The sequence below is a fragment of the Sulfitobacter sp. DSM 110093 genome (assembly GCF_022788715.1).
In the GTDB taxonomy this organism is placed as follows: Bacteria; Pseudomonadota; Alphaproteobacteria; order Rhodobacterales; family Rhodobacteraceae; genus Sulfitobacter.
On record NZ_CP085167.1, the window covers coordinates 2,258,103 to 2,274,769 of the forward strand.

The following is a 16,667-nucleotide window of genomic DNA, read 5'->3' on the forward strand; positions in this document are numbered from 1 at the left end:
CAGTTCAACCAGCGGCGGATATGACCCCAGAAATCTTAGCAACGATCTTAACATTTTTTATGATTCCCGGCCTTCTCTTGAATTGTTCGGCGAAAACAGCATCATACGCTTTTCATTATACTAAACGAGTGCGTGGCCCCTTGTGCTTAGGGCAACCGCGCCATTTTTAATGGGCGGAAAGGCCTCTAAGTGACCACCGAACAGCCCCTATATCATGATATGACCGTTAAACCCTCTGGCATGGTGGATCACCTAAGTGATGCGCAGTGGGCCAAGCTCGCGCCGCTTTTGGTCCAGCATAAGCATTATGCCCCCGGAAACGTGGTTAGCCGCCGGGGAGATCATTTGAACCACAGCCTTTTGCTGCTTGATGGTCTGATCGCCCGGAGCGTGCCCCGCGGGCAACGCGCGCGCAGCACGTTCGTCGCTCTGCAATTTCCGGGCGAGTTCGTTGATCTACATGCCTTTCCACTAAAGCGGTTGGACCATGACGTCGTATCGCTGACCGATACGCGTGTGGCTATAGTGTCTCATGACACGCTGCACGAATTGCTTAACGGCGATGTAGAACTGGCCCGAAAGCTCTGGCTTATGACCTTGGTGGATGCCTCAATTCACCGCCATTGGGTTATGCGCAACAGCGCCATGCGCGCGCTCGCGCGGGTCGCGAATTTCCTAAGCGAGTTTGATGCCCGCATGACCGCCGCCTACGGTGTGGAGCGTCAAAGCCTACCCTTCAGCCTGCGCCAAACTGACATTGCCGATGCCACTGGCCTCACCTCGGTTCACGTCAGCCGCACATTGCGTGAACTGCGCGAACATGGCTGCTGCTCTGTGACGGGAGGGAAGCTTTTGATCCACGACCGTAACGGCTTGCACAAAGTCGGTATGTTTGAGGCGGCCTATCTATATATGCCGGAACCCGAGACAGTGATTTAATTCGCCTCTGTTGACGCTTCTTTCTACCCCACATCTGCCATCGCTTCGTTCAGGCCCTCCACCCGCAGAGCGAGCGACGGATAGGTTCTGCGCGGCACTCCCACATATCGCTGTGCAGATGCCTCACGATAAAGCCGTTCAAACTTCGCAACCATTGCCCGCGCATCGAACAGCCGCGTCACGCGGGCGCGCGGTACCTCCGAAGGAATTGCAGACGCAAGCTGCAGGGCCTCTGCCAAGGCAGCTGGGCTATCGTCGGCGGCGATCACACCTGCATCGCCAAGCACCTCTTCGACGGCCCCATGTGGGGTTGCCGCGATGGGTAGCCCCATCGCCATCGCCTCCACCGCTGCAAGGCCAAAAGGTTCCTCCCATTGCGGCGTGAAAAGCGCGACAGATGCCCGACCATAGGCCTGTCCAAGCGCAACAGTATCCAAATGCCCGACGTATTCAACACCGCCATATAGATGGGGTCTTACCAAATCGTTAAAGTAATCCTCATGCTCAACTACGCCGTAGAGTCGCAGCGGCACTCCGGCGATCTGCGCGGCCTCTGCCGCCAAATGCGTGCCTTTCGTCGGCGTGATCCGACCTGCCCAAACCGCGCTGCCATCACCGGGTCCGCCTTCAGTCCATTCGGTAAGGTCGATCCCGTTGTGCACCACATGCGCGGTTTCTGGCGCGCCTTCGGGCCACCAAATGTCCCGCTGGCGTGCCGAAACAACGGAAGAGAGATGCCAAGGCGCTGCCCCATCCGTCAGAGCGCGGCGCAAAACCTTAAACGGCGGGATATGAAGCGATGTGACCATCGGCAGCCGCTCTGCCCGCGACAGGCGCGGTAGGTAGCGGTGCAGCGCGTTGTTGTGCACCACGTCAAAGCGCCCCTCTAACAAGAGCCGCGCCGCACGGGCATAGCAGGCATCAAGGTGCGCATTCAGCGCCTCGGTTCCGTGGAAATTATGCCACGGAAACCGCGCATCATAATGCGCATCGCAGATCGGCAGCAGTTTGACCCCCGGTGGCAGCCCTGCGGCACTGTCGCCGCTGGCCAATAGGGTCACGTCATGGCCCCGCGCGGCCAACATCCGTGCAAGCCCGTGTGTAAACGCCTCCATTCCGCCCTTGAAGGGGGGGGCAATAGGATGGCGAATATGGCCGACGATGGCGATGCGCAGGGTCATTCCGCCGCGATCCGCTCTTCGCCGCGCAGATAGCGCAGCACGCGCGCGGTATTGGCGTAGGGCTGATCAGATTGCTGCTCACAGAGCGCAAAATCATCCGCATCCGGCTCGCGCAACTGCACCAACGCATCCCCATCATTGCCCACCAACCCCATAAGGCGAAAGGCCGTGAGCCAGTGGTTCATCGTTCGGTGGCCCCATTTGTCAGCAAAGATCTCGGTATTGCGCAGGATCGACGGAATGTGTTGGATCGGCGGCATGCAATGGGCGTGATGCTGGTGAAAGACCTTCGCCCCCTGCGCCCAGTGGATCGGCACGCCGCGCTCGTCCAATTCGCGGCCAAAATCGGTGTCCTCTCCCCCATATCCGGTAAAGCGTTCGTCAAAGCCGCCTGACTTGTTCCAATCTTGACGGTGGATGGCAAAGTTCAGCGACCAAAAGCAGCGGTAATCGTTGCAACGCTTCAACCCTTCGGCAGGCGGCCCTTGGCGGTCCGAATGACGCACGGCGACGGCTTCGAGTTTGCTGTAGGTCCACCCCTCATCTGCGGCGCCAGCGGGCAGGTAATTCACCTCGCCCATGATCAGACCGTTACCGGGGACCGCATAGCCCATGTAATCGGCGATGAGGTCTTGCGCAGGGATACAATCTACATCGAGGAAAACCAAACAGTCGCCTACGGCTTCTGTCGCGACGGTATTGCGTGCCCGCGAAAGCGGGAGTTCGCGGCCTGTGACCTGTACCTGTCGAATTGGAAAATCGGTCAGCGGCAAGTCTTCGTAAAGCGTGTCTTGCATGACGCCGATCACCAATTCATCCGGCTGGCGGGTCTGCCGCGTAAGGCCGAGGATAACATTGTGCAAATGAACGGCCCGCCCCCGTGCAAGTGTCAGGGCGCTGACTGTGGTGTCTTTAGGCGCGGATGGGGTGAACGACGTCATGTAAATCTCCGATTTCTTTGGATGTTTCAAAAAGCAATTGATCGGCCAAACCGGCCAACCATTGGGCTGTCTCAGACGCGGCATTCTCATTGACCAAAGCCCGTTGCAGGGCCGGATCATTAGCGTTGATGGTGGTGCCTATCGCTGTGCGCCAAGCCTCGGCTGAAGATGGAAAATGCGCGAGGTGATGCGCCGCACCCGCACGGGCCAGTGCTTCGGCCTTTTCGATCTGTTCGTCGAAATAGCGCCACTCCGGCACGGCAAGCCAAGGCGTTTCTGCAGCGAGGATTTGGTGACAGGTGGTGTTCCCCGTAGACGCCACCACCATGTCAGCTGCCGCCAGATATTCGGGGGCGTTCTTGACCCAGCCGTGATGTTGCAGGTTTGCCGGTTCCGTCGCATGCCAGTCTCGCGCCATTTGACCGATGGTGATGAACGCCGTTTCAGGCATTGCCCGCGCGGCGATACCAAAAGGGGCCGAAGCAAAACCAGTGCCACCACCACCCGACATGACAACCACCAACTGTTGATCCGATACGATCCCGAGTTGCGCACGTGCCGCTGCCCGCGTTGCCGTATCAGGGCGCTTGACCTTGACCCCAAGCCCCCCGGCAAAATGGGTTTTTGCCATATGCCGCGCAGGCCAATCGGGCTGCGCCAGCGCCCGCGCCCCGGGACAAAGCAGACCAACCGCCCCGTCATAGGCCGCCTGATGCCCTGGATCGTTTCGCCGCCCGTGTTGCAGCACTTTGACATGCGGCACCGAGCATAGCCGCGCAAGCTGCGCCACCTCGGCAGAGACATCGCTTATCATTAACACTGGATTGGCACTGGCAAACCACGACACCAGTTGCGCCATGGCCTGCCGGATCCCCGGCCAACCCAGAGGGGCGCAGTGTACCGTATCTGGGGCGGTGGTGGTGTCGTGGATGTCCTCCGCCCCGGTCGGTTCAAACAGCGATGGCAGGGTGATCAACTCTACCGGGCGATTAAAAGCCGGAAAAATATCTGGTTTCGCGCAAAAGACGGTCACCGGCTGGCTGTCTGGCAGCGCATTGACCACCGCCGCGCAGCGCTCGGCATGACCCCGGCCCTGATGATGCACGAAATAACCGATCGGCCGCGTCATTGCGCCACCATCTTAACAGGCGGTTCCATCGCGTTCGGCGCAAGGCCAAAAGTCTCCAACCCCTCCAGCACCCCAGCGGCATGAGAAGCACGCGCATAATACAGCCGCCCGCCCCCCAAGCGTTCCCGAAGCCCGTCCATCGCATTGCCCACTAGAATGCCCCGGCCAGGCCCGTGTTTTACCGCCTGCAACATATCAAAGTCATTGCCACTGTCCCCGGCGACAACAACGCGGTCCATTGGCATACCCAGCCGCCGTGCCGCCGCGCAGACAGCGGCCCCCTTGCCCGCCGCCAAGGGCAGCACATCAATCAGCCGATTATGAGAGGCGACAATCTGCGCTGCCGCACCGCACCGCGCCAAATGCCGTTCCAACCGCCGCGCTGTGCGCATGTCTCCGAAACCGCTGAGTTTCCAACGGCGCTGCTCAACCCGGGCTTGCCAATTGAATCCGAAGTCCTCCAACGCTCGTTTTACCCGATCGCGTGCCCAACCTGCGTCGAGCTTGCAGGCAAATCGCGCGTCTAAACAAAGCCGCCCTTGTGCATCGGGCAGATAGACTTCGGTCCCGACCGAGGTGATGAAAACGCGCGGCATCGGCAGGTTCCATTCCCGCAAGATACGGCGGGCTTCGGGTAAACTGCGCCCCGTAGCCACAGCAAACACCGGACGGTCCCGGGCAACCCATGTGTTGAACAACGCGGCTGACGGCACACAGCCAGTGAGCGTGTTATCGATGTCGCTGGCCAGCATGACCGGTGCAGCGGCAAGGGGCGCTGCGTTGCGAATGTCTTCACAGATCAGTTGCACCTCTTGGGCCCATTTAGACCAGTCATAACGCCCGACATTTGCCTGCCCCGCGGCGGATGCATCGGCCCACAGCGCCCGGTCATCCAAAAGCTTTAACAGCGCCGCCTTAATCGCCTGCGCATCAGATGGAGGCACGCAAATACCGTGACCAAGGTCTGCCACGATATCCGCAGGCCCCCCTTCCTGAGTGGCCACAACCGGCAAGCCATGAGCCGCCGCTTCCAACATTGTCAGGCCAAAGGGCTCATGCAGAGCAAGGTTCACAAACACCCCACCCGTCTGTCTCGCCGCGTCATAGAGTGCGGCAACATCAGCCTGCGTGTGCTGCGGCGGCAAGGCCACCTTACCGCGCAAATTCGGGGTCTCCAAAATGTCGCGCAGTTTGCCTAGCTCGGCCCGCGCCTCGGGGTTGGCCTGCAATGCGTCGCCATGCTGCCCGGCAAGGATCACAAGGTTCGCACGCGCCTGCAAATCGGGGCTGTCTGCATAAACCTGCGCCAAACGCGCAAGGTTCTTGCGGGCAACAGGCCGTGCCACCGCCAGCAGCATCGGGCGGTCCGGTTCGCATAGCGAACTGGCCAACAATGCGCGCCCGGCCCCGTTCTGCGCAGGGCGGCGCAGTGACACACCCGGAGGGACGCGGTGCACCCGCGCCTGTGCGTCCGCGCCATATGCCGCGACCTGAACCTCTGCCTCATCACGTGACGACAACACAACCGCATCCGCCTCTACCAAGGCACGCCGCTCGGCCTCAATCCGTGCGGCATCCACCGCCGCGCCGGATTTGCTCAGCGCCAGTGAATGCGGCGTGTAGATCACCGGAATGCCAAACCGTTCACGCGCCGCCAAGGCCAACTGCGCTGCATCCGAGAAATGCGCATGGATCACATCTGGCCGTCGCGTGGCCTGCGCCAGATCCGCCAAAAACGCCTCAACCAGCGCAGGGATTTCCGCAGCAAGGTTTTCTTTGCTCAGATACCCGCGTTGCGCCGTCCACAGCCGCCGGATCGACAGGCCGCGGCTGACCTGCTGGTCTGTCTGTGCGTGCACCGCACCAAGGCTTGGCTCATCAAATGCACGCGTTACGATCTGCACCGTATCCACATCCCCGCGCGCCGCCTGCGCACGGGCTGCACCCAGAATATACGCGATATGACCGCCGGTATCTTCGGTCACGCCGTAGTTAACAGTCGGAGCTGTAAGACAGCCCCCCAGTGCGATGTGGCAAATGTACATGACGGGTCTCCTTATGGGAGGTGAACCCCATTCAGCAGCCCTTCCGTTCCGATAACAAAAGTTAACACGTGAACCTCTGGAAACGACTTTGTCGTGGTCTAGCTGGCTTTCCATTGTGTCCAATCGCATGCCCCATAACGAGCCACTTGATGACCCTCAAAACTCCTCCACGCTATTTGTTTATCGGCGGGCTGCACCGTTCTGGCACGTCGCTGGTGAACCGACTGGCCAATGTGCTGCCCGGTGCGGGCGGCATCACCGGATCCGCCGCGCCCGAGAATGAGGGCGTTTACCTGCAAGGCGCCATCGCGCATACGGCGCAAACGGGGCGGCCCATGCATTTTGCGACCAATCCGGCTGAACATCTGACCGAAGATCACCCGCTGAATTCATTGGAAACAAAGACACGTTTGGAGAACGACTGGGCCCCGTGGTTTGCCCCCGACCTGCGCTGGCGGGTTGAGAAATCACCGGTCAACCTGACCCGTATGCGGTTGCTGCAGCAGCTTTTCCCAATGTCTCAATTCATCATCGTTCTGCGCCACCCAGAAGCGGTCGCGGCCTCGGTCGCGTCTTGGGTTGATGCCCCCACTGAGCAGTTGATTGACCATTGGATCGCGGCGCAGGCGCAACTGCTTGGCGACCTGCCATATCTGCACGCTGTGATGGTACTGCGGTACGAAGATGTCGTTGCCGATACACCCAAGGCGCTTCGCCGGATCGCGGCCTTTCTGGACCTGCCAGAAACTTCACTGCCCGAACTGATCTCGGACGGCAATCAGCAGTATCAAGGCGCGTTGCAGATGAACCCCGGACAGGCCGAAAAGGCCGCGAGCTGGGGATATCGGCCCGGGCTCGCTGTCGGGACGTTTCGCGGAATGATCCAGCACCCCCTGCGGGCTATCCGCGAAAATGCCGCGTCCTAGATTGCCTTATTCCTTACCGAAAACCCCAGTAAGCGCCCGTTTGACGATGCCCCGCACACCGGGCCGTTTTTCCCGCACAAAGGGCAACGGACGGCAGACTTCGATCGCCGCGACCCCCACCCGTGCAGTCAGCGCGCCATTTACCAGCCCCTCGCCAAAACGGCGGCTCAGTTTGGCAACGATAGACCCCCCCAGAAGCGGCTCGATCAGGTCATCACCCACCGCCACGGCTCCCGTCGCCACCAGATGCGACAGCACAGCACGGGTCAGCCGCCATGAACCAAAAAACCCCGAGCGCCCGCCGTAAATCTCGGCAATTCGTCGGATCATCCGCAGGTTGCTGCTGAGCGCTGCGGCGACATCCGCCAGCGCCAGCGGAACCAACGCCGTGACGGCTGCGACCTGCCGGGCGGCGGCCTCAACCTCGCCGGTGGCGGCGCGATCTAGCGGGGCCAGAACCTCGCTCTCGGCCAGACCCAGCAACGCTTCTGCATCGAATTGATCGCCCCGCAGTTCGGTCAGCCGGTCGCGGCCCCAGCGGGTGTCTTCACGGTGTTTGTAAAGCGTTTCCAGCCGATCCGTCACGCTGCGTGCGGCCGCCAAATCCCCCTGTGCCAGCGCCTCGCCCGCGTCATGGCGCAGCCCGTCCAGCCGCGCGAGCCGCCCAAAGGCCGCCATTTCGCGCAACGACAGTAACAGCAAGACCAGCAAGAACGCCCCGATCAGCAGCGTCATCGCCCAGCCCAGAAGCGGATAGCGCGCCATCAGGTCGGTCACGAAGGTCCAAGCCGCAATTGACACCAGCGCCGTCACCAGCGCCCCGGCCAGCGCCCAGAACATCCGCACCAGCCGCGAGGGTTTGCGCGCGGCGAGCTGTGCGGCGATCTGCATCGCTTGGCCCTTTGGCGGCGGCGCTTCCACGTCCAACTCAGGCACAGCAGGCGCGTCGGCAACCGAAGGCTGGGGCTTGGCGTCTTCTTCTAGGTCGAACAGGATCGGTCCGCGGGCCATCAGGCGGCCTCCCTCTGCCAGTGCAATGTCAAATCGGGCAACCCTTCGTCATTGGCGCTGCCATCGCCGCGCGCGGTTTCGGCAAAACCATGTTGGCGGTAAAACGCGATGGCCCGCGCGTTGGCCTGAAATGTCCAGCATATCAGAGTCTTATGGCGCGATTTTAACGCGATCAATAGGGCCGAGCCGATGCCTTGCCCCCGCGCCGCATGGGACACATAGAGCGCGTCCAACTCGCCCCCCTCACAGGCGGCAAAACCAGCAATCCGGCCTGACTGCTCGGCCACGGTGACCCAGCCCCGCGCGATCATGGCATCTGCATGGGCGATGTCCTCAGCCGCTGTATGAATGCGCGGCAACCAATGAGTATCGCGGGCAAAATCACTCATGATGCCGCCCACCGCGCCTGCGTCCAAGGGCTGCGCGGGACGCAGAGTGGCGGGGCGGGTCAGGACCGCGCTCATAGCCGATCCCCGATCAGAAACTCCGCCGCGCGGTCCAGCCGGATATGCGGTGGCCCGTCCCCGGGGCGCAGGTCCAACACCGCCGGCGCAAAACGCATGATCTGGTAATCCGCCCCCAGCCATTCCTGCGCGCCCTGCCGTGCGGGGGTCAGTAAATGTGCTGGGTCTTCGGGCAGTTCACCGGGGTAAAAAGCCGCCTGCCGCCCGCGCGTTTCATCATCGTTCAGCAGCGTTCCGCGCACCACGTCAAGTTGCTCTCCGCCATGGGTCATCACGTCTTCGGTCGTGGCCCGCAGGCTGGCGATGGCCATCGCCCGCGTGCCCGCGCCTGCGTATTGCGCCCGGTCCCGCGCCTCGCGGATCAGCGCTTGCATTATACCGCTCAGTCGGGGGTGCTGGCTGTGATGCAGATGATCGGCTTTGGTCGCGGCAAAGAGGATTTTCTCAACCCGTTTGCCGCGCAGCAGGCTGGTCAGGAAGTTATTCGTCCCCGGCCTGAACGCGCCCAGAATATCGGCCATCGCGCCACGCAGGTCTTCGACCGCGCGCGGCCCTTGATGGATCGCGCCAAGCGCGTCGACCAGCACCACCTGCCGATCAATCCGAGAAAAGTGGTCGCGGAAGAAGGGCTGCACCACCTGTTTCTTGTAAGCCTCGAACCGCCGCGCCATTTCGCGGATCAACGACTTACGCGGCGCCCCGTCGGAGCCGGGCAGCGGTGCAAAGGTCAACACCGGTGAGCCTGCAAGGTCACCGGGCAGCAGGAAGCGCCCCGGCGTGCAGTCGGAATAGCCATTGGCGCGAGCGGTTTGTAGGTAGTCGGCAAAGCTGTCGGCAAGCCTGCGGGCCGTGGTCTCTTCCAGTTCGGCATGGGGGTCGATCAGCTCGGCCAGCGCGCGGTAGCCCGCCGCTTCCTCACGCGAGGCGATGCGTTCAATCACCTGCGCCGACCATTCGGCGTAGGTGACATCCATCAGCGCCAGATCCAGCAGCCATTCACCGGGGTAATCCACGATATCGAGGTGCAAAGTGCGCGGCCCTTGCAGACCTGCCAGCAAGCCATTCGGCCGCACCTTAAGCGACAACCGTAACTCGGAAATCGCCCGCGTGCTTTCAGGCCAATGTGGCGTCTTGCCGGTCAGCGCGGCGAGGTGGTTTTCATAGTCAAAACGCGGCACCGTATCATCGGGCTGAGGCTGCAAGAACGCCGCCTCGATCCGCCCCTCAGAAGCCGCCAACAGCCCCGGCATCCGCCCCCGGTCCAGCAGGTTCGCCACCAGCGACGTGATGAAAACCGTCTTGCCCGACCGCGCAAGACCCGTGACGCCGAGCCGGATCACCGGCTCAAAAAACGTCTCTCCCACCGTGTCGGTGACAGTCTCAAACTGCCGCCAAATGCCGTCGGCAATGCCTGTGATACCCAAAGCTGCGCCCGTCCCTTTGTCTTTGGCGTTAACATAGGGTCGGCATGCGGGGATTGCCAGAAGCGCCCGCCCGCGCTAAAGCCCCGTCCATGCCCAGATATGCTCTGAAAATCGAATACCACGGCGCGCCTTTCAAAGGTTGGCAGCGTCAAGTTGACCTTCCAACTGTGCAGGGGGCGATCGAAGCAGCGCTCGCGCGGTTAGAGCCCGGCGACCATACGATCGCCGCCGCTGGTCGAACGGATACCGGGGTGCATGGTTTAGCGCAGGTGGCACACTGTAATATGGCACGCGAGTGGTCGCCTTTCCGCTTGGGGGAGGCGTTGAATTACCACCTCAAACCCCAACCCGTTGCGATCACTGATTGCGCATTGGCGCCGCCTGATTTCCACGCGCGTTTCTCGGCGTTGGAGCGGCGTTACCATTTCCGCATCCTCAGCCGTCGCGCCCCTGCGGTGCATCAAGCGGGGCTGGTCTGGCAGATCAAACATCCGCTGGATGTAGCGGCGATGCAGGAGGCCGCGGACCTGTTGGTGGGCAAACATGATTTCACCACCTTCCGCTCAACAATTTGTCAGGCGCAAAGCCCGGTTAAGACTTTGGGTCGGCTTGACGTTTGCGAGGTCGAAACCGAAGGCGGGACGGAATATCATTTCGATGTGCGTGCGCAGTCATTCCTGCACAATCAGGTGCGCAGCTTTGTCGGCTCGCTTGAGCGCGTCGGCGCCGGATCATGGAGCGTGGCGGACATGGGTGCAGCGCTTGCCGCACGAGACCGAGCCGCCTGCGGTCCGGTGTGCCCGCCGCAGGGGTTGTATTTGGCGCATGTCAGCTATCCGGTGCCCCCCTTCGCGCAAGCCTAACGCAGAGCAGCGCCTGCCTATGAGGTGGCACCGGCCCTGCGGCAAGAACCGCGCCGAAAGCGGTCTTTAGGGCAGTGGATTCCACGTCCCGTGGAACTTGCCCTCTTCGCCGTGGCGTTCAAACCCATGTGCGCCAAAGAAATCCCGCTGCGCTTGGATCATATTCGCCGTTCCACGCGCCCGGCGCATAGTGTCATACCACGCCAGCGCCGCCGACAGTGCGGGCAAAGCAACCCCCAAAAGCGCCCCTGCCGCCACCACACGGCGTAGCGCCGGAACGCTCTCTTCCAGCCGCTTGCGCATGGCGGGCGCAAGGATCAGATGCCCGCCGGGCAATTCACCGCGAAACGCATCGGCAAATTCGTCCAGCAGCGCCGAGCGGATAATACAACCCGCGCGCCAAATCTCGGAAATGCGCGCCATATCGAGCGACCATTCAAACTCCTCTGACGCGGCGCTGAGGATCCGAAAGCCCTGCGCGTGGCCGATGATCCGCCCTGCCAACAAGGCTTGTTCCAGATCACCCGGCTCGGGCAGCGGCGCGTCCTGAACGCCTTCGGGCAAGAGCGGCTCTGCCATCTCTCGCACTGCCTTCTCGCTCGACCAACCCCGCGCACCGACAGCGGCCTCGATGGTATTGGCCGACTGCCCCATCTTTAGCGCTTCGATCAGCGTCCAGCGCCCGGTTCCCTTTTGCCCCGCTTGATCGCGAATCACATCGACCATCGGCGTGCCGGTCTGCGTGTCGACAGACAACAGCGCTGCGGCAGAAACTTCGATGAGATAGGAACTCAGCGGCCCCTTCTGCCAGTCATCAAAGAGATTGCCGATCTCTACCGCGCCCTGTCCGCCCGCGTCGCGCAGCAGGCCGTAAACCTCGGCAATCATCTGCATGTCGGCGTATTCAACGCCGTTGTGCACCGTCTTAACGAAATGCCCGGCCCCATCCGGCCCCAGATGCGCCACGCAGGGCGTCCCTTCGAAATCCGCCGCGATGGCCTCTGCCATGGGTTGGAACTGCTCCCAAGAATGATCGCTGCCGCCTACCATCATCGACGGGCCATTGCGCGCGCCAGCTTCACCGCCCGAGACGCCCATGCCAACGAAATGCAACCCCGTGCCCTCCAACTCGGCGCTGCGGCGGCGTGTGTCGTGGAAATCGGCATTGCCGCCATCAATCAGCGTATCGCCCTCATCAAGCATCGGTTTGATCGCTGCGATCATGGCATCAACCGGCGCGCCAGAGGGGATCATGAACAGGATGCTGCGCGGGCGGGCAATCGCGGCGACGAACGCCTCGAGGCTGTCTGCCCCGGTCAGACGTTCGGCCAGTGGCCCTGCTTCGGCCAGAAACGGTGCGATCCATTCCGCCTCTCTATTGCTGACGGCCACGGTAAATCCGCTGTCGGCCAGATTAAGCGCCAACGCCGACCCCATGGTGCCCAGACCATAAACCCCAATATCGGCGCCCATGCCATCTGCCGCGCCTCCCATTGCCTGCGTGCCAGTTGCCATATCGTTGATGCCTCACCTTTAGCCGGTCACACTGTTTGCACCTCAATCCGAAGCGCTGCAGTTTGATTTGCGTTTAACAAGACTATATAACGTGTGGATAACAAGAAAAACACCCGACCGAGGCATAGTTCTGTAATGACACAAGTATTTAGACGCGCATGGGAGGATATGGTCCTTCCTATTTTCAAACGCCCCCGCCGGGTGCAAGTTGCCGCCCTTTGCTATCGCGACACAGAGGCGGGCAAAAAGGTGCTACTGATTACCAGCCGCGACACAGGCCGTTGGATCCTGCCCAAGGGCTGGCCGATTGACGGGCTAGACGGCGCCGGTGCCGCGCTGCAAGAAGCGTGGGAAGAGGCCGGCGTAACCGAGGCGGATATCGAATCCGATCCGATGGGCATTTTTGAGTATGACAAAGGCTTGGGCGAAGGGCTAACCGTGCCCGTGACCACACAGGTCTATTTGACCCGCGTCCGTGACCTGAGCGAGGAATACCCAGAAGCGGGCATGCGCAAACGCGCGTGGTTCACCCCTCAAGAGGCCGCCGAGTTGGTGGATGAGCCTGATCTCAAAGCGATATTGACCGCTTTTCACTAAGCAGCAGCAAAATCACGTAAGGTGCCGGGCCGTTGCCCGGCACGCCTACACCCCGGCCTTGCCCAACTCTCCTTCCGCAACATGTTACAATTTTGTGACAGCGTGACTTGCACCCTAAGCGGCCTTATGTCACCTGCCGCTGAACTTTAGGATCCTTGGGAGATCATCTAAGAATGGCAACGGAACCGCAGGGCAGCCAGTGGAAGACGCTGGACAAAGACCTTAACCGTATTTCGCAAGTCGAACTGGCCGCGACCTATGTCGCACGGCCTCTTGTGGGGCCGGGCATCGCGCTGGCCTTTATCGTGGTGGCGGGTGCTGTTGCTGCGGTCTTCTTTGGGCACCAGCCCTCTAGCTTTGTCGTTATCGCAGCGGCGGCCTTTGGCGCTTATATGGCCGTGAACATCGGCGCGAATGACGTGGCCAATAATATGGGCCCCGCCGTGGGGGCCAATGCGCTGACCATGGGCGGTGCCATCGTCATCGCCGCACTTTGCGAATCCGCAGGTGCGTTGCTGGCGGGAGGGGACGTGGTTTCGACCATCTCCAAGGGGATCATTGACCCGGCCAGCGTGGCTGACACCCGGATCTTTATCTGGGCGATGATGGCAGCGCTGATTTCATCCGCGCTGTGGGTAAACCTTGCGACATGGGTCGGTGCGCCAGTCTCAACCACTCATTCGGTCGTTGGCGGCGTCATGGGCGCGGGCATCGCTGCTGCGGGTTTCGGTGTCGTCAACTGGAGCTCGATGAGCCTGATCGCCGCCAGTTGGGTGATCTCTCCCGTGCTGGGCGGGGCAGTTGCGGCGATGTTCCTTGCGTTCATCAAGGCCCGTATCATCTATCAAGATGACAAAATCGCCGCCGCGCGCACATGGGTTCCGGTGCTGGTCGGCGTCATGGCGGGTGTCTTTGCCGCCTATCTGGCACTGAAAGGTCTGAAAAAGATCGTGGCCATCGATATGCCGATGGCGTTGATTATCGGCCTAGTCGTCGGCTTGGTGACCTATGTGATCTCCGCGCCGCTGATCCGTCAGAAATCCGAAGGGATGGAGAACCGAAACCGCTCTGTCAAAACGCTCTTTGGCCTGCCGCTGGTCCTATCCGCCGCGCTGCTCAGCTTTGCCCATGGGGCGAATGACGTGGCCAATGCGGTTGGTCCGCTGGCGGCGATTGTACACGCGACAGAGTTCGGCGGCTTTGATGATAAGGTCAGCATCCCCACATGGGTGATGATTATCGGCGCATTCGGCATCTCCTTTGGTCTTTTCCTTTTCGGCCCCAAGCTGATCCGTATGGTTGGCAGCCAGATTACCAAACTGAACCCAATGCGCGCCTATTGCGTGGCTCTGTCGGCGGCGATCACGGTGATCGTGGCTTCTTGGTTGGGGCTGCCGGTATCATCGACCCATATCGCCGTGGGCGGGGTTTTTGGCGTGGGCTTCTACCGCGAATGGCATATGGAGCGTCGTCTGCGGCGCATAGGTGCCAAAACCGGAGAGGTGAAACGCATCGCCAAAGAAGAGCGCCGCCGCCGCAAGCTGGTGCGCCGTTCCCACTTCATGACCATCGTTGCGGCGTGGGTAATTACCGTACCAGCAGCGGCACTGCTGTCGGGGATTGTCTTTTGGGCACTTAATTCCTTTGTAAACTAAGGTCAGGCGCGTCTGCGCCTTACCCCTCTTGCTGGTCCTGCCCTGCTGCCATCTCGGCCCGCAGGGCGGTGACCGGCAGATGCGGCAGCCCTTCGTCCGCAAGCTCAGCCCAGCCCATCACCCGCAGCACCATATCCGCCACCGGCGTCGCCCGGCCCAAGGCTTGCCCGCGCCGCTGCACCTCACCTTGCAGCGCGTCGATCTCAGTCGGGCGGCGCGCGGCGAGGTCTTGGGCCATGGCGCTCCGTGCTTGTGGATCAATCTGCAACATGGCCGATCCGATGCGCGTAAAAAGCGGCGTCGGCAGACGCAGCAGCGCCGGGACCAACGGCGCAGGGGTCGCTGTGGTCATGACCGGATGGATATTCTCGGCCCGTAATACGGACAGCGCTTCGGCCCATTGATCGGCCAGCAAACGGCGCCACGCCCGGTCGCGCAGCTGTGTCTGCAGAGGCAACCCACTCAATGCATTCAGCGCGTTGTTGAGGTTCAATAAGAACTTACCCCATTGCAGCGCCGCGACATCCTTTCGCGCAGTCACCTTTAACTCAGGCAGTGACAGATGCGTGGCCAGATCACCCGGCCCGGCTTCGATCACCAGTTCGCCCGAGCTTGCCCGGTGGTAACATCCCTGCCCCATTGCCACGACGTTGAACGGCACCAACCCCGCCCGCAAATCCTGTGTCGGCAGATGTCCGGCCAGCACCGCGCGATTGTTCACCCCGTTCTGTAAGCTGATGACCTGCACGTTTGGCGCCGCGTGGCGGGCTATCTCTTTGGCCATGTCTTCGGTGTCATGTGATTTGACCGTGACCAGCACAATGTCCGCATGGCGCAGACAGGTCGGATCGCCTGAAAGGGTCAACTCGTCCGGCGACAGATTGCGTGCCATGCCGCCAAAATCGGTCAGGGTCAGCCCATGGGTTCGGATCTCGGCCTGAATACGGGGCCGGGCCAGCAGGGTTACGCAATGCCCCGCCCCGGCCAGCAGCCCACCGATGAAACAGCCTATCGCCCCCGCGCCCGCGACAACGATGCGGGGGCCATCGCTCATGCGCCCAAGCACCAGCGCATGACGGCTTTCTGCGCGTGCAGACGGTTTTCGGCCTCGTCAAAGATCACCGAATGCGGGCCGTCCATGACCGAACTTGTCGCCTCATCATCGCGGTGCGCAGGCAGGCAATGCATAAAGAGCGCGTCGGGTTTCGCCAGCGCCATCAGCGCGTCATTCACCTGATAGCCACGCAGCTGGTTGTGGCGGCGTTCGCGCGCCGACTGCGGATCGTGCATGCTGACCCAAGTGTCGGTGACCACCAGATCGGCGCCCTCAACAGCCTTTTGCGGGTCGCGCTCAATGGAATACAGACCATCAAGTGCCTGTTCGGGGTCCAGCGTCTGTGGCCCGGTAAAGACCAGCTCGAAGTCGAACTGTTTGGCCGCATGGGCAAAGCTCGCGAAGACGTTGTTGCCGTCGCCTGACCAAACCACCTTGCGCCCTTTGATCGGGCCGCGATGTTCTTCGAAAGTCTGAATGTCGGCCATGATCTGACAAGGGTGCGTGCGGTTGGTCAGCCCGTTGATCACCGGCACGGTGGCATGTTCGGCCATATCAAGGAGGGTCTGCTCTTCAAAGGTCCGGATCATGATCATATCGACATAGCGTGACAGCACGCGCGCCGTATCCGCGATGGTTTCACCATGGCCCAATTGCATATCAGCACCTGAGAGCACCATGGTCTGCCCGCCCATCTGGCGCACGCCCACGTCAAAGGAAACGCGTGTCCGGGTTGAGGGTTTTTCAAAGATCAGCGCGACCATCTGGTCTTTCAACGGCTGCTCATCATCCGGCGCACCGCGCGGACGGTCCTTGCGAGCGGCCTTCATGGCGGCGGCATTATCGATGATCTGCCGCAGATCGGCGGGGGCGGTTTGGTGGATATCAAGAAAATGGTTCATCTGTCGTCTCTGTCTTGCGGG

15 protein-coding genes are annotated in these 16,667 nt (G+C 61.5%); 5 read left to right on the forward strand and 10 right to left on the reverse strand.

From position 1 onward, the window contains the following. Nucleotides 1–189: 189 nt before the first annotated feature. Nucleotides 190–939 (forward strand): Crp/Fnr family transcriptional regulator, encoded by a 750-nt coding sequence (locus DSM110093_RS11050; protein ID WP_243265106.1) that lies wholly within the window; start codon nt 190–192, stop codon nt 937–939. A gap of 23 nt (nt 940–962) precedes the next feature. On the opposite strand, the gene DSM110093_RS11055 is transcribed toward DSM110093_RS11050, so the two are convergent. From DSM110093_RS11055 to DSM110093_RS11070, 4 genes are read right to left on the reverse strand one after another with little or no spacing between them, the layout of a single operon-like run. Continuing rightward, nucleotides 963–2,120, reverse strand: a complete 1,158-nt coding sequence (locus DSM110093_RS11055) for a glycosyltransferase (RefSeq protein ID WP_243265107.1) — start codon at nt 2,118–2,120, stop codon at nt 963–965. Beyond that, a complete protein-coding gene (locus DSM110093_RS11060) occupies nt 2,117–3,061 on the reverse strand; it encodes a galactosyltransferase-related protein (protein ID WP_243265108.1) in 945 nt (314 codons plus the stop codon). Before DSM110093_RS11060 ends, DSM110093_RS11055 begins: the two co-directional genes overlap by 4 nt. Next, nucleotides 3,033–4,190, reverse strand: coding sequence for a glycosyltransferase (locus DSM110093_RS11065; RefSeq protein ID WP_243265109.1), 1,158 nt, complete (start codon nt 4,188–4,190; stop codon nt 3,033–3,035). The genes DSM110093_RS11060 and DSM110093_RS11065 overlap by 29 nt, the downstream gene beginning before the upstream one ends. Continuing rightward, the gene (locus DSM110093_RS11070; RefSeq protein ID WP_243265110.1) at nt 4,187–6,235 is read right to left on the reverse strand and encodes an HAD-IIB family hydrolase; all 2,049 of its coding nucleotides are present in this window, start codon (nt 6,233–6,235) and stop codon (nt 4,187–4,189) included. Before DSM110093_RS11070 ends, DSM110093_RS11065 begins: the two co-directional genes overlap by 4 nt. A 149-nt stretch (nt 6,236–6,384) precedes the next feature. On the opposite strand from DSM110093_RS11070, the gene DSM110093_RS11075 reads away from it, so the two are divergent. Continuing rightward, nucleotides 6,385–7,161, forward strand: coding sequence for a sulfotransferase (locus DSM110093_RS11075; RefSeq protein WP_243265111.1), 777 nt, complete (start codon nt 6,385–6,387; stop codon nt 7,159–7,161). A 6-nt stretch (nt 7,162–7,167) separates the two neighbouring features. Here the strand turns inward: DSM110093_RS11075 and DSM110093_RS11080 are convergent, their stop codons facing one another. Genes DSM110093_RS11080 through DSM110093_RS11090 form a run of 3 tightly spaced genes read right to left on the reverse strand, consistent with a single transcriptional unit; the run spans nt 7,168 to nt 10,060 of the window. Then, nucleotides 7,168–8,172, reverse strand: coding sequence for a TIGR01620 family protein (locus tag DSM110093_RS11080; protein ID WP_243265112.1), 1,005 nt, complete (start codon nt 8,170–8,172; stop codon nt 7,168–7,170). Further along, nucleotides 8,172–8,636, reverse strand: a complete 465-nt coding sequence (locus DSM110093_RS11085; RefSeq protein ID WP_243265114.1) for a GNAT family N-acetyltransferase — start codon at nt 8,634–8,636, stop codon at nt 8,172–8,174. The genes DSM110093_RS11080 and DSM110093_RS11085 overlap by 1 nt, the downstream gene beginning before the upstream one ends. After that, nucleotides 8,633–10,060 (reverse strand): YcjX family protein, encoded by a 1,428-nt coding sequence (locus tag DSM110093_RS11090; RefSeq protein WP_243265115.1) that lies wholly within the window; start codon nt 10,058–10,060, stop codon nt 8,633–8,635. The genes DSM110093_RS11085 and DSM110093_RS11090 overlap by 4 nt, the downstream gene beginning before the upstream one ends. Before the next feature lie 89 nt (nt 10,061–10,149). Here DSM110093_RS11090 and truA point away from each other — a divergent pair, with 89 nt between their 5' ends. Next, on the forward strand, nt 10,150–10,923 hold the full coding sequence (truA, locus tag DSM110093_RS11095) for a tRNA pseudouridine(38-40) synthase TruA (RefSeq protein ID WP_243265116.1): 774 nt from the start codon (nt 10,150–10,152) through the stop codon (nt 10,921–10,923). A gap of 66 nt (nt 10,924–10,989) precedes the next feature. Here the strand turns inward: truA and gndA are convergent, their stop codons facing one another. Then, nucleotides 10,990–12,438 carry an NADP-dependent phosphogluconate dehydrogenase gene (gene gndA / locus DSM110093_RS11100; protein ID WP_243265118.1) on the reverse strand — a complete coding sequence of 483 codons (1,449 nt, stop codon included), beginning with the start codon at nt 12,436–12,438 and terminating at the stop codon, nt 10,990–10,992. A gap of 135 nt (nt 12,439–12,573) precedes the next feature. On the opposite strand from gndA, the gene DSM110093_RS11105 reads away from it, so the two are divergent. Continuing rightward, a complete protein-coding gene (locus DSM110093_RS11105) occupies nt 12,574–13,035 on the forward strand; it encodes an NUDIX hydrolase (protein ID WP_093928575.1) in 462 nt (153 codons plus the stop codon). A 173-nt stretch (nt 13,036–13,208) separates the two neighbouring features. After that, entirely contained in the window at nt 13,209–14,690 is a 1,482-nt protein-coding gene (locus DSM110093_RS11110; RefSeq protein WP_243265119.1) for an inorganic phosphate transporter, read from the forward strand. Between the two features lie 19 nt (nt 14,691–14,709). Here the strand turns inward: DSM110093_RS11110 and DSM110093_RS11115 are convergent, their stop codons facing one another. Beyond that, nucleotides 14,710–15,744 (reverse strand): 2-dehydropantoate 2-reductase, encoded by a 1,035-nt coding sequence (locus DSM110093_RS11115; protein ID WP_243265121.1) that lies wholly within the window; start codon nt 15,742–15,744, stop codon nt 14,710–14,712. Further along, nucleotides 15,741–16,646 (reverse strand): ornithine carbamoyltransferase, encoded by a 906-nt coding sequence (gene argF / locus DSM110093_RS11120; RefSeq protein ID WP_243265122.1) that lies wholly within the window; start codon nt 16,644–16,646, stop codon nt 15,741–15,743. Before argF ends, DSM110093_RS11115 begins: the two co-directional genes overlap by 4 nt. Nucleotides 16,647–16,667: the final 21 nt, after the last annotated feature.

Excerpts from the sequence above, each read along its gene's own strand:
- DSM110093_RS11055 (WP_243265107.1), bottom strand. The coding sequence starts at position 2,120 with ATGACCCTGCGCATCGCCATCGTCGGCCATATTCGCCATCCTATTGCC.
- DSM110093_RS11060 (WP_243265108.1), bottom strand. The coding sequence starts at position 3,061 with ATGACGTCGTTCACCCCATCCGCGCCTAAAGACACCACAGTCAGCGCC.
- DSM110093_RS11065 (WP_243265109.1), bottom strand. The coding sequence starts at position 4,190 with ATGACGCGGCCGATCGGTTATTTCGTGCATCATCAGGGCCGGGGTCAT.
- DSM110093_RS11070 (WP_243265110.1), bottom strand. The coding sequence starts at position 6,235 with ATGTACATTTGCCACATCGCACTGGGGGGCTGTCTTACAGCTCCGACT.
- DSM110093_RS11075 (WP_243265111.1), top strand. The coding sequence starts at position 6,385 with ATGACCCTCAAAACTCCTCCACGCTATTTGTTTATCGGCGGGCTGCAC.
- DSM110093_RS11080 (WP_243265112.1), bottom strand. The coding sequence starts at position 8,172 with ATGGCCCGCGGACCGATCCTGTTCGACCTAGAAGAAGACGCCAAGCCC.
- DSM110093_RS11085 (WP_243265114.1), bottom strand. The coding sequence starts at position 8,636 with ATGAGCGCGGTCCTGACCCGCCCCGCCACTCTGCGTCCCGCGCAGCCC.
- truA (WP_243265116.1), top strand. The coding sequence starts at position 10,150 with ATGCCCAGATATGCTCTGAAAATCGAATACCACGGCGCGCCTTTCAAA.
- gndA (WP_243265118.1), bottom strand. The coding sequence starts at position 12,438 with ATGGCAACTGGCACGCAGGCAATGGGAGGCGCGGCAGATGGCATGGGC.
- DSM110093_RS11105 (WP_093928575.1), top strand. The coding sequence starts at position 12,574 with ATGACACAAGTATTTAGACGCGCATGGGAGGATATGGTCCTTCCTATT.
- DSM110093_RS11110 (WP_243265119.1), top strand. The coding sequence starts at position 13,209 with ATGGCAACGGAACCGCAGGGCAGCCAGTGGAAGACGCTGGACAAAGAC.
- DSM110093_RS11115 (WP_243265121.1), bottom strand. The coding sequence starts at position 15,744 with ATGAGCGATGGCCCCCGCATCGTTGTCGCGGGCGCGGGGGCGATAGGC.
- argF (WP_243265122.1), bottom strand. The coding sequence starts at position 16,646 with ATGAACCATTTTCTTGATATCCACCAAACCGCCCCCGCCGATCTGCGG.